The organism is Azospirillum sp. CT11-132 (assembly GCF_047302835.1).
Classification (GTDB): Bacteria; Pseudomonadota; Alphaproteobacteria; order Azospirillales; family Azospirillaceae; genus Azospirillum.
Window position 1 is genome coordinate 606,166 of the sequence record NZ_JBGLZA010000006.1, and the last position, 11,925, is coordinate 618,090.

The 11,925-nt window shown below is 67.4% G+C and carries 9 protein-coding genes; 2 read left to right on the forward strand and 7 right to left on the reverse strand.

Annotated elements, in window-relative coordinates:
- Positions 1-42: 42 nt before the first annotated feature.
- Both ACCD06_RS26665 and ACCD06_RS26670 read right to left on the reverse strand, forming a co-directional pair.
- Positions 43-795 carry a hypothetical protein gene (locus ACCD06_RS26665; protein ID WP_109075112.1) on the reverse strand — a complete coding sequence of 251 codons (753 nt, stop codon included), beginning with the start codon at positions 793-795 and terminating at the stop codon, positions 43-45.
- Positions 796-888: 93 nt separating this feature from the next.
- Entirely contained in the window at positions 889-1,680 is a 792-nt protein-coding gene (locus ACCD06_RS26670) for a hypothetical protein (protein ID WP_413344698.1), read from the reverse strand.
- 685 nt (positions 1,681-2,365) lie between these two features.
- On the opposite strand from ACCD06_RS26670, the gene ACCD06_RS26675 reads away from it, so the two are divergent.
- Positions 2,366-3,148, forward strand: a complete 783-nt coding sequence (locus tag ACCD06_RS26675; protein ID WP_413344700.1) for a LuxR C-terminal-related transcriptional regulator — start codon at positions 2,366-2,368, stop codon at positions 3,146-3,148.
- Positions 3,149-3,153: 5 nt separating this feature from the next.
- Here ACCD06_RS26675 and ACCD06_RS26680 read toward each other — a convergent pair whose 3' ends face one another.
- The 5 genes from ACCD06_RS26680 to ACCD06_RS26700 form a co-directional block, all read right to left on the reverse strand.
- A complete protein-coding gene (locus ACCD06_RS26680) occupies positions 3,154-6,132 on the reverse strand; it encodes a methyl-accepting chemotaxis protein (protein ID WP_413344702.1) in 2,979 nt (992 codons plus the stop codon).
- A 273-nt stretch (positions 6,133-6,405) separates the two neighbouring features.
- On the reverse strand, positions 6,406-6,900 hold the full coding sequence (locus ACCD06_RS26685) for an Lrp/AsnC ligand binding domain-containing protein (protein WP_109075116.1): 495 nt from the start codon (positions 6,898-6,900) through the stop codon (positions 6,406-6,408).
- Positions 6,901-7,052: 152 nt separating this feature from the next.
- On the reverse strand, positions 7,053-8,684 hold the full coding sequence (locus ACCD06_RS26690; RefSeq protein WP_413344704.1) for a sensor histidine kinase: 1,632 nt from the start codon (positions 8,682-8,684) through the stop codon (positions 7,053-7,055).
- A complete protein-coding gene (locus tag ACCD06_RS26695) occupies positions 8,665-9,489 on the reverse strand; it encodes a response regulator transcription factor (RefSeq protein ID WP_413344706.1) in 825 nt (274 codons plus the stop codon). Before ACCD06_RS26695 ends, ACCD06_RS26690 begins: the two co-directional genes overlap by 20 nt.
- 28 nt (positions 9,490-9,517) lie before the next feature.
- The gene (locus tag ACCD06_RS26700) at positions 9,518-10,255 is read right to left on the reverse strand and encodes a hypothetical protein (RefSeq protein ID WP_413344708.1); all 738 of its coding nucleotides are present in this window, start codon (positions 10,253-10,255) and stop codon (positions 9,518-9,520) included.
- Positions 10,256-11,065: 810 nt separating this feature from the next.
- On the opposite strand from ACCD06_RS26700, the gene ACCD06_RS26705 reads away from it, so the two are divergent.
- On the forward strand, positions 11,066-11,893 hold the full coding sequence (locus ACCD06_RS26705; protein WP_413344710.1) for a class I SAM-dependent methyltransferase: 828 nt from the start codon (positions 11,066-11,068) through the stop codon (positions 11,891-11,893).
- The last annotated feature ends 32 nt before the right edge of the window (positions 11,894-11,925 follow it).

Consider the following 11,925-nt stretch of genomic DNA (forward strand, 5'->3'; position numbering starts at 1 on the left):
CGGGTCAGGCGTATTTCCGCGCGATTGGCCCGAAGGCGGCCGTCAGGTGCGCTTGCGCTCCATCACCAGATGCCAGCCGAGCCCGGCGGCACCGGCCATCAGGACGAAATAGCCGAAGCGCACGAAGTCGAAGAGCGCCCGGCGGCCGATGTCGTCGGTCAGGAGAAGCAGCGTCATCACGAAGGGAAGGACCGCCGCCGCCCATTGCGCCGCCTTCTGCGGCTTGCCGGTGACCTCGCCATAGACGTTGTAGGCGGCCGAAAGCGGGATCAGGTACAGCAGATAGAGCAGGTAGATCTGGACCGGGACGCTGGTCGGGCGGCCGGAGAAGCCGCCGAACAGCCGGGCGCTGTCGGTGATGGTGTTGACGATCTTGCCGATCGACAGGATCGAGATCGAATCGCCCATCAGCCCGAACAGCGGCAGGATGCAGCCCAGCACGATCAGGATTGACCAGGACAGCACCGGTGCCGCCTTCAGCCGCTTGACCACCGGATGTTCGGACAGGCCAGGGCCACCCTTCAGGGTCGTCCCCTTCAAGGCCGCCCCCTTCAAAGCCGATTGCAGCGCCGTGTTGGCCTTGCCGAACGCCTCGTCCAGCGACGAGGCGCCGCCCTTCAGGCAGTAGATGTCACGGGCGAAGTCCTCCTCCGCCATGAAGTCGACGCTGAGCCCGGCGGACGGCACGGAGTTGTCCTTCCAGTCGGAGCGCCCGAAACGGAAGCGCTTGCCTTCCGCCGTGCGGATCAGGCCTTCCTGCGCCGCCTCGTTAAAGGTGAGAACCGAACCTTCCATGAATACCCCCATTCCATTCCGTTTGGTGGGCGGCGATCCGAGTTCCCCCATCGGACCGCCGCCATTGCAGCCGCCATTCCGTTGGCGGACGGATCAGCGCTTCGGTTCGTCCAGGTCGATGGGCTGGTCGATCTGCATGTCGAGGTCGATGCCGCCGGAAGCCGGGGCCGCCGGGGCAGGCGACTGGGCCGGAGCCGGAGCCGGGCTGTAGGCGGAAGCCGGCGTCTCGGGCGCGATGGTTTCGAGCTGCGGGGCCGGGCCGGCCGACGGCGCCTTACCCGACGGCGACGGGCCGCCGGACTGCACCGACCCGGGCGCCGGCTTGGTCGGCGCATGCTTGGTGCGCGACGGCGCGCCGATGCACTCCGACAGCTTGCCGATGGCCCAGCTCGACCCGTCCAGATCGTACAGCTTGCGGATGCCGAGGCCCGGCACCGCCAGCGCCACCGTGCCGGCCGAAGCGAAGCGGGACAGCACCGCCCCGACCTCCGGTCCGCCGAGCGGCGCGATCAGCATGCCGAAGCCGCCAGGCTTTGCCTGCACATGATGGACATTGCCGCTGTCGAACACGATCTCGATCGGATAGGTCGCCGTCGCCATCACCGGCACGCCCGTCTTGTTCATTGACAGGCCGGTGTTGGTCCGGGTGGCGATGAATGCCAGTTCCTGCGCCGGCGACTGCTTCGACGCGACGCAATAGGGCACGGCGCCGGGATTGGTCGGGGTGTAGCGCTCGACCAGCCAGCCGCGCTGCTGGGCATAGATCGCCGACGGCACATAGATTTCAGGATAGGGGCGGCGGACGGTCTGGCAGGACGCCAGCAGCGGCAGGCTGCAGGCCAGGGCGAGAAGAATGCCGGCGCGGCCGGCGGTGCTGATCGGCATCGCGTGTCCTTCCGGGATGGGCCCGGTCAATTCGGGAGCGGGTGGAGGGTGCGGCAGGATCGCCGGACAAGCGGGAAGACCCCCTGTGTGGCGGGCCCTCGGGTCCCCGTCTGTCGGGAAATGGGACGTTCTGGAATTGTCCGACTCAATTCTCGGCTTCTTTGTCAATTGCATCCGCAACTTGCGGATGGTGCGAAATGCAACCATTTTAGTCAAAAACAAATATGCAGATTAAAATGCGTCCCGTTGTCGCAACTTCAGTCTTGATGCGCCCCTGGTCGTGGTGGTCCCGTTCATCAGCAAAATCTTGAACGGTCATCGATGGCCAGTGATGGGCTGTTTCTATTAGTTTTGCCTAGTTCGTCGATGGCTTTCAGCGCATATAGTTCAGTGTCCATTCCGGCATCACCGCTGCATCCCTGCATTGCTTTCGTCCATCTTGCGGCCGACAAACCGCAGGATGGAGCCGATTCGTTGAGTTCGTGGCACCGATACCCACGAGGGTGAGTTGAAATGCCGCAACTGCGGCTTTCGGCATATTCCTGTAAGCATTTTTCCCGCAAAGGGCGACTACCAGATCTGGTAGGGCGAGATCTGGCAAGCCCACCCACCCGCCGGACGGCAGCGGGCCGGGACCGGGAACGAAACGCCGGGAAAGACCGGATGATGGAGGAGCCTGCACAGCATGCCGAACATGTTCTTCGACGATATCGGGCGGCTGAATTCCTGCATGACGATCGGCGACGTCGTCCGACTGATGAACGAGGTTGCGGACCGCACCGGCTTTTCAGGCTTCAGCCACCTCGACATCCGCGGCATCGGCGAGCCGGGGTGCGAGGTCGCGACCCCCTTCTACCTGACGACGGCGCGCGAGGACTTCATCGCCGGTTATTCGGACGAGCGCCTGTACGAGATCGACCCGGTCGCCCAGACGGCCAAGCTATCCAACGTCGCCTTTTCCTGGAGCGAAGCGGTCGATGGGCTGAGATCCGGCACGCTGGACCCGGCGATGTCCGACGCGATCACTCGGGTGATGGGCTTCGCCGCCGATCACGGCTATCGCGACGGGCTGACGATCCCTTTCCACGGCGTGTCGCGGACGGGGTCGCCGGTGTCGGCGCTGACGACGCTGTTCTGGACCGGTACGGCCGAGGAGTTCGCCCGCACCGTCGAGCGGGTCCGCTTCCCGCTCAGCATGTTCATGCTCTACTGCAACGACCGCATCGTCCAGCTGCGGGGGGTGGAGAGCAGCCTGCCCGCCGCAGAGCCGCCGCGGCTGACCGGCCGCGAACGCGACTGCCTGTCCTGGTCGGCCCGCGGCAAGACGGCGGCTGAAATCGGCATCATCCTCGGCATCAGCGAGAACACCGCCAACTTCCACGTCAAGAACTGCATGCGCAAGCTGTCGGTCCACTCCCGCAGCCACGCGGTCGCCCAGGCGCTCGCCCTGCGACTGATCGCGCTCTGAGGCGCCTACGGCATATAGGCCAGCCGCAGGTTGCCCCAGTGGCGGCCGCGCACGACGATCGGCGCATCGACCTCCTTCAGGCGCACCATCTGGCCGCCGCCCATGTCGCGGCGGTAGGCCTGCAGCAGGAACGGACGGGTGTTGCGGGCGGCGGCGAGGCCGGAGCGGTCGGCGAAGACGCGGCGGTTGCGGCAATGGCCGGCGTTCCAGGCGGCGTCGCCCGGCCGCTGCGGTTCGGAATAGCGGGCGTTGTGGGTCGGCAGATAGCCGACGGCGTTGACCGCGGCACAGAACTGGAAGCGCGGATTGGAGGCCAGCACCGGCTCCTGGATCGCCGGGAACAGCCGGTCGGTCAGTTCGGTGAAGGGGGCGATGCACTGTTCCGGCTCGGTGCCGGGGATGGACTCCAACTCTGTCGAGAACAGCGCCTCCTCGCCGATGCTGCCGTTGGATAGCGCTCCCTCCAGCGCCTTGGCCAGGGCCGCCGCGGTGTTCTGGGCGGACTGGATGATGGCGGAATCCGCCTCGATCATCGCGTCGTAGGCGCGCTCCAGCCGGTTGGACTGCGCGTCCGACAGCTCGTCGAAGGCCAGATGCAGGCCGAGGTCGCTGATCCCGGCGACGATGGCCGGCAGGTCGCCGACGTCGCGCAGGGTCACGGTCAGCCGCGTCTGCTCGGCCAGTTCCGAAAGCCCCTTGCTATCCACCAGCAGCCCGTCCAGCGACAGGTCGAGCATGGTGACGGTGCGGCGGTCGCCGGCCACGGTCAGGCCGATCGGCTCCTCGCACGGGATGCGGTTGGAGACGCGGCGGTCGCCCGCCACCGACTGGCGCAGCGCGATGACCAGCCGGCGCTTCAGGTCGGCCACCGCGCCCTGGGTGTCGGTCATGCGGCGGCTGACGTCGGTGGCGATGCCGGTGATCTCGTCGGTCTGGTCGCGGATGTGCAGCACGCTGCCCGACACCTGGGAGGCGCCGCCGGCCGAGTTGGTGGCGCTGCGCCCGATCTCGGCGTTGGCGGCCGACTGCTCCTCCACCGCGGCGGCGGTCGCGGCGGCGGCCTCGTCGATCTCCTCGATCACCGAGATGACGGTCTGGATCGCGGTGACGCTGCCGCCGACCGCCTGTTTCAGCTGCTCGATCTGGCGGGCGATGTCCTCGGTCGCCTTCGCCGTCTGGTTGGCAAGCGTCTTGACCTCGCTGGCGACGACGGCGAAGCCCTTGCCGGCCTCCCCCGCCCGCGCGGCCTCGATGGTGGCGTTCAGCGCCAGCAGGTTGGTCTGGCCGGCGATGGAGTTGATGAGGCTGGCGACCTTGGCGATCTCCTCCGTCGCGACCTCCATCTGGCCGATGGCGGTGGCGGAGCCGCGGGCGCTGTCCACAGCGCGCCGCGCCACCTCGCTGGAGCGCGCCGCCTGCCGGGCGATCTCGTGCCCGGCGGAGTTCAGCTCCTCCGTCGCGGCGGCGACCGACTGGGCGTTGGCGCTGGCCTGTTCGGAGGCGGCCGACACCACGACGGTGTTCTCCCGCACCACGCCCAGAGACTGCATCAGGTGCCGGATGCCGTCGCCGGCCCGCCGGCTCGCCAGTTCCACGCCCATCCAGGTGGAATCGAGGTCGCCTTCAATGGACTTGCAGGTTTCCAGCAGGGCTTGGCGAGTCAGCGCCTTCTGGCGCATCTCGGTCTCGTGCTTCTCGTGGATGCCATAGGCCAGCTTCGCCTTCATGGCGTTCAGCTCCGACGCCACGCGGCGGAACTCCGGCACGCCGACGGCCGGCATCGGGTCGGTCAGGGCGCCGCGGGCGATGCGCTCGAAGGTCCGTTCCAGCAGCGCCAGCGGACGGCGCACCGTGCGCAGGATCGCCCAGCCGAACAGGGCGGCGAGCAGGGCGCTCAGCAGCATCGCCACGGCGACCTGGACGACGCGGCGTCCGTAATCCCGTTCCGCGTTGTCGAACTCTTCCCGGGCAACCCGGATCTGAAGCTCCAGCAGGGCGTCGGACACCCGGCGCAGGTCGGCGAAGGCCGGGCGGACGGCGCTGCGCAGATGGGCATCCAGCGCGGCGGCATCCTTCCGCTTCGCCAGCGCCAGCGCCGGTTCGATCCCCCGCTGCAGATAGGTCCCGACCAGCGGCTTGAATGTCTCGGCGAGGACGGCCTCTTCCGGGGTCAGATAGGTCGCCAGATAGTCGGCCAGCAGGCGCCGCATCGCCGCGCCGTTGTCCGCCACCTCCTTCTCCACCGCGGCCTCCACCGCGGCGAGGTCGCCGGCGCCGCTTTCCGCCCGCAGGTCGGCGGCGAGGTCGGTCAGGCGCTGCCGGCTGTCGCGGGCGAGGTTCTGGATCTCGCCGATCTGATAGGCGGGAACCGTGCGGTCCTCATACACGGTGCGCAGCGACCGGTTGGAATTCGACATGCCGTCCAGGCCGAGCCAGCCCGCCAGCAGCATGGCGAGGATCAGCAGCCCGAACACCGCGGCCATGCGCCCCGACAGGCTGGTCCAGGCGAAGGCGGCGGCCCGGCCGGTGCGGCTCTTCCGCACCAGGGCGCCTTCCTCCAGCGCCAGCGCGGCGCGGCCGTCGCGCATCTCCGCATACAGCGCCTCGGCCGCCGCGACTTCCTCGCGCGAGGGCTTGGAGCGGATCGAGATATAGCCGGTGACCGCGCCGTTCTCGACCACCGGGGTGACATTGGCCCGCACCCAATAGTAATCGCCGCCCCTGGTCCGGTTCTTCACCAGCCCTTCCCAGGGCCGTCCCTTCTTCACCGTCGCCCACAGGTCGGCGAAAGCCTCCTTCGGCATGTGGGGGTGGCGGACGAGGTTGTGGGGCGCGCCGATCAGCTCATGTTCGTCAAAGCCGCTGATCTCGACGAAGGCCTGGTTCACGAAGGTGATGCGCCCGCCGGTGTCGGTGCGGGACACCAGGGGAACCCCCTCGGTCAGATGGACTTCCCGGTCGGTGATCGGTGTGTTGACGCGCATGAGGCGGCTCCGCTCCAGCCAAAGTCTCGAAGGAAATGGCCGGGGATGCAGACGGCATCGCAACCGCCGGGCGACTCATCGGTCGCCTCCCGGGCCTGCCCCTCCGCTGCAAGTGGCATGCCGCGTCATAATGTTGGCAAATGAACAAACGCCGCGTTGAACTGTAAGGTCGGTGTAAAATTGGCCCGCCACAATTTTCGCAAAATGCGTCCAGAATGGACAGCCGGCTCTAAGCCACTGTGCAATTTGGAAAATGCTTTGCTGTCTGACCATTCACCCGCGTAACGACCCGTTCGACAGCCCATCCAGCGGGATCGCGGTGACGCTCTTCACCTCTTCCATCACGGCGTAGGTGTGGGTTTCCCGCACGCCGCGGGCGGTGGACAGCAGTTCGCCCAGGAACAGGCGGTATTCGTTCATATCGCGCACGCGGGCCTTGACCAGATAGTCGAAGCCGCCGGCCACCATGTGGCATTCCATGATCTGCGGCATGCGCAGCACGGTGGCCTTGAAATCGTCGAAATTGTCGGGCGTGGTGCGGTCCAGCACCACCTCGACGAAGACCAGCATTCCCGCTTCCAGCCGGTGCGGGTCGAGCAGCGCGACATAGCGCTGGATGATGCCGTCGGCCTGCAGCCGCTTCACCCGCTCCAGGCAGGCGGCCGGGCTGAGGTTGATGCGGCGGGCCAGCTCCACATTGCTGAGGCGGCCGTCATCCTGCAGTTCGCGCAGGATCTTGATGTCGGTGGAATCGAGATTGCGGTCCATCGGCGGCTCGGAATGCTGTTCGGCTGGCAGCCCCAATCCTAACGGAAAAAACGGGATCAGGCCATGCCGGACCATAGCCGGAGCGGCGAAGACGCCGCAGATCCGAAGCCCGTTCGCCCCGAATGTCGCTTGGGACGCCGCAGTACAGCCGATCAGGCCGCCAGCGGCAGGGCCACCGTCATGCGCAGGCCGCCGGTGGGACGGTTCTCGGCGCGGACACGGCCGCCGAAGGCCTCGATGTTGCGCCGGACGATCCACAGCCCGATGCCGAAATGGGCCGCGCCGGCCTGATGCGCCGCCGCCTCGTCCTCCGGCATGCCGCGGCCGGGTTCGCGGTGGGAGAAATAGCGCTCGAAGATGCGATCCAGGTTGGCGGGATCGACACCCGGCCCTTCGTCGTCCACGACCAGTTCGGCCATCATTGCGCCCTGGGAGCCGCTGCGGGTCAGGCGGACGCTGACCGTCCCGTCGGGCGGCGAGAAGCTGACGGCGTTCTCCACCAGATTCTCGACGATGGTCTCCAGCGTCTCTTCGCTGGCCCGCACCACCAGCCCGGCATCGATGCGCGAGCGCATGTGCAGGCGGCGTTCGGCCAGCAGCCCGGTATAGCCGCCGGCCATCCGCTCCACCAGCGACGACAAATCGACCCGGCGACGCGCGGGGGCCAGCAGGTCGGCCGCCGCCTCGTCCATGCGGCGGGCGAAGGACACCAGCCCGTCCAGCTTGTCCAGCGACTTCTCGATCATCGTCAGGGCGCGCTGGCTGCGGGTGTTCTCCGCCGGCATGGCGCGGCGCAGCGGCTCCACCGACTGGCGGATCACGGCGATCGGCGTCTTGAAGGCGTGGGCGTTGTCCTCGGCGGCACGGCGCAGCGATTGGGCGCTGTCGCGCAGCGTGGCGACCAGCCGGTCGAAATCCTCGGCCACGCCGGCCAGTTCCGGCACGGTGTTGCGCGCGGCGAAGGAGGCGTCGCGGTCGCCGCGTTCGGGCGTGTCGTCGCCGCCGACGATGCGGCGGGCCAGATCGCCGAAGCGGTTCAGGTTGCGCCAGATGCCGGCCAGCACCGCCAGCACCAGGGCGGCCATCGCCAGATAGATCGCGGCGGCGGCCTGGACCGCCGGCGTGCTCCAGTATGGGCGGCCAATGGAGGAGGAAATGTAGGCTTCCGTCGCGTGGCTGGTCACCAGCGCCCAGCAGCCGAAGCTGGTCTTGATCGGGGTGATGGAGGACAGCACCTCCTCCCCGCCTTCCAGATGGGGGACGCGCATCGCCAGCGTCGCATTGCCGGCGCAGCTCGACCCCAGACGGTCCAGCACGCCCTGTTCGAGCAGCAGGCGCCGTTCGGCGTCGATGTCGGCGGTGGACAGGCTGGGGGCCGCGGCGACGTAGAAGAAGGGCTCCGGCCCGGCCTTGGCCCCGGACGGGGTGGTGGCGGCGCCGGTGGCGGTCACGCGCGGACGCACCAGCAGCTTCAGCCGCGTGCGGTCGTCGCCATAGCGGGCGAGCGCGATGCTCAGGCTGGGAAGGGCGGTGCGGTCGACGCCCAGCAGTTCGGGTTCCAGCGCGCGGGCGATCAGCTCGCCCTGGCGCTGGGCGCTTTTCAGCAGAAGCTGCTGCGACGCCTCGTCGGCGCGCTGGAACTGGTCATAGAGCAGGACCGGCACTGCGATGAAGACAAGGGTGAGCAGCAGCAGGCGGCTCGCCATCGAGCGCCAGAGCCAGAGCAGGCGGGCGGACGCCCGTCGGGGCGCCCGCAACGCGAGGTCAGTCGGCAGCAGCGCCATCGATCAGCATATCCTCGCCGATACCATCTTCATCGCGGCCCTGGTTGGCCGCGTTCTCACCCTTGCCCCAGCGATAGCCGAAGCCCGGATAGTTCTCGATGCAGGCGAAGGTCGCGTCGACCGACCGGAACTTCTGGCGGATGCGCTTGATGAAGGCACGGACGTTGGCGCGGTAGCCCGACGGGCCGTAGCCGGCGACGAAGCCCTTGCCGTGGACGAGGTCGTAGATCTCGCGGTAGGACACGTCCTCTTCCGGGCGGGTCGACATCAGCTTGACGATGTTGAACTCGGTCAGCGTCAGGTCGATGCGCTTGCCCTTCCAGAAGGCGCGGCTGTTGTCCAGGCGCAGCTCCAGCTCGCCCAGCCGGTGGCTGGTGCTGTTGCCGCCGGCCTCCGCATCCTCGGCGGCCTTGGTGGCGTCGCCCTTGATGCCATCCAGGATCAGGCGCATGCGCTTCAGCAGGATCGACAGGCTGCGCGACTTCTCGACGAAGTCCAGCGCGCCGCCGGCCAGGGCGGCCTCTTCGTAAATCTGGTCGGACAGCACGGTCAGGAAGATGACCGGCGTGGCGATGCCGCGGGCGCGCATCTGGCGCAGGACGTCGATGCCGTCCAGCTTGGGCATGCGCCAGTCGAGGAGGACGATGTCGACCGACCCGCCTTCGGCGAAGAAGTCGAGCGCCGGTTCGCCGCGGTCGAAGGTGATGACCTCGTACCCCTCGTCGCCGAGGTTGAGGCTGAGCGACTCACGGAACAGGTCGTCGTCGTCCACCAGAGCGATGCGGGCAATGGTCGGTTCGGTCATTGCGGACATTCCCTTGTTCGACTCCGCCTTACTGAACCCCGGCGCGGACAGGGCGCCCTGGGTCAGCTTGAGCGAGGAGTTGGGCGAAGCATCGGTGGTCGGCGTCAGGGACATTTTGGCTGCTCTTCATATCGTAAGAGAGGGCGCGGAAGTCCTGGGACGAGGTCATATCCATGAAGAAGAACACCTTGAGGGTGCAATCGCCCTTGGCATACCGCCAGATCTTGGCGGGAGGCGCCTCTTCCCGTGCAACGGGGGACCCCAGGAGTTTGAGAGTCTGGACTTCGTCCAGCCCGACAAGACTGTCGGGGTCGGCGTTGGTGGTTGCGGGTTGGGTGGGCGTGCCGCCCATGGAAGGCATCGCCGCCTGGGCGGCGTTAGACGGCATCGCCGTCTGGGTGGCATTAGGCGGCATCGCCGCCTGGGCGGCGTTGTCGGATCCGATGGCCGCCAGATGGGTGGTGGCCTGATCGGCGGTCAGTTCCCCGTTGGTCACCGGCGGGCCCGGCATCGGCATCGGCAGGGCCGGCGCCAGCGTGGCGGCGTCGGGAGCCTTTCGGACCGGCTTGGGCTTCGGCACCGGCGGGGTCGCCGGATGTGCGGGCGGGCGGGCCGCCGTCACGTCGGCTCCCCCCCAGGGTCCGACCGTGTTGGCCGGGCAGCCGGCCAGCAGCAGGACCGCGACCAGCAGGCCCGCATGTCGGCCCCGGCCGGCGGCGTAGGCGCCATACTGCGCCACATCGCGGAGGACTGCCGGCACGGTCATGGGGGCGGGCCTTTCAAATCCAAGGGAAACCGACATATCGGCATTAACACGGGACGAACCATTTCCATCTAGCCTGGAAGTCAACTTCGCGTGCTGGTTGGAGTTGGCCGCGTCTGATGTGCCTAAACTCAATCCAGTCTGGTTAATGGCGCGTTAAAGCCACAGCCCATACCCCCATTTTGCGAAAGCGCATCAATATTTTTCGAAGTTTCGTTTGATTTTCGAGCGATTTCGGCAGGGATTGCCGGGGTCTTTGCTCAAAAGTGGTATGAAATTCGGCAAAATCCATTACGCGCTGACCGCTGCCCTGGTGAAATGCGGAGCGGGACAGGACGTGACAGAAATGAGGCGGGAGGATGGCGGGGATTGGACCGGTTCGTGGCCACTGCCCAAAAAACAGTCGGCTCAAAGAACAATCGGCGCCAAAAAACAATCGGCGGCGGCGCCCCCCCGGTATGGCTCCGCCGCCGAACAGCCGGACGGGCAACAGGTCATGTGGCGGCGCGCGATAAGCGGCCGTGGGTCGTTGCCACTGGAACTCCAGCCGTGGTTCCGGCCGGCGCTCAGGCCGGTCGGCGTCGTGGGAACAATGCGTTTTCGGCACCATCCATCACGTCGATGATGATGCGCCGGACGGCCCGGACCGTCAAGTTTGTAGTACGTACAATTTAGGATGCCGCATATCCGGATGATACCGGAAGGCCTGCCGTCGGCGGCAGCGGCGCTTTCCAAGGCGCAGTTGCCAGGATGCCCGGTCCGGCCGATGATTGCACACCCGCTGGGACCGGGATCGAACCAGGGGAGGGCGGCATGTCTGTCGAGCAACGGGTGACCGAGCATTACGGGCGCCAGGACTTGGCTGCGGAAATCCTCGCTGCCTTGGAACGGGCGGGAAAGGACCTCTCCCGTCTGCGTCCCGACGACCTCGCGTCGATCGACGAGTTCCACATCCGCGGGCGCGAAGCCACCGCCGAACTCGGCCGGGCCCTCCGTCTGGACACAAGCACCAGGGTCCTCGATGTCGGCAGCGGCCTTGGCGGCCCCTCCCGCCACCTCGCCGATCTCTACCGCTGCCGGGTCGTCGGGCTGGACCTCACCGAAGAATACTGCCGCACGGCAACCGTCCTTGCCGACCGGGTCGGGCTGGACGGCATCGTCGAGTATCTGCAAGGCTCGGCGCTGGATATTCCCCTGCCCGACGCCAGCTTCGACCGGGTCTATACCCAGCATGTGGCGATGAACATTTCCGACAAGCGGCGGTTCTACGCCGAGGTCGCGCGCGTCCTCAAACCGGGCGGCCTGTTCGGCCTTTACGATCTGCTCGAAGGACCGGGCGGTCCGGTTCACTTCCCTGTGCCATGGGCACGCGACCCCGCCACCAGCTTCCTCGCCGCGCCGGATGAACTCCGCGATCTGCTGAGCGCAAGCGGCTTCGAAATCATCGGCTGGCGGGACACCAGCGCGGAAGGCCGCGCATGGTTCCAGCAACTGCGCGAGCGGATCGAGCGCGACGGCCCGCCCACCCTCGGCTTCCACCTCCTTCTGGGCTCGGAGTTCCGCGAGATGGCGCGCAATCAGGTCAGGAACCTGGAGGAGCAGCGCATCCTCCCGACCGAGGTGATCTGCCGCAAGCCGTGACCGGGGCAACTCCCCTCGCATCGGGACGCGGA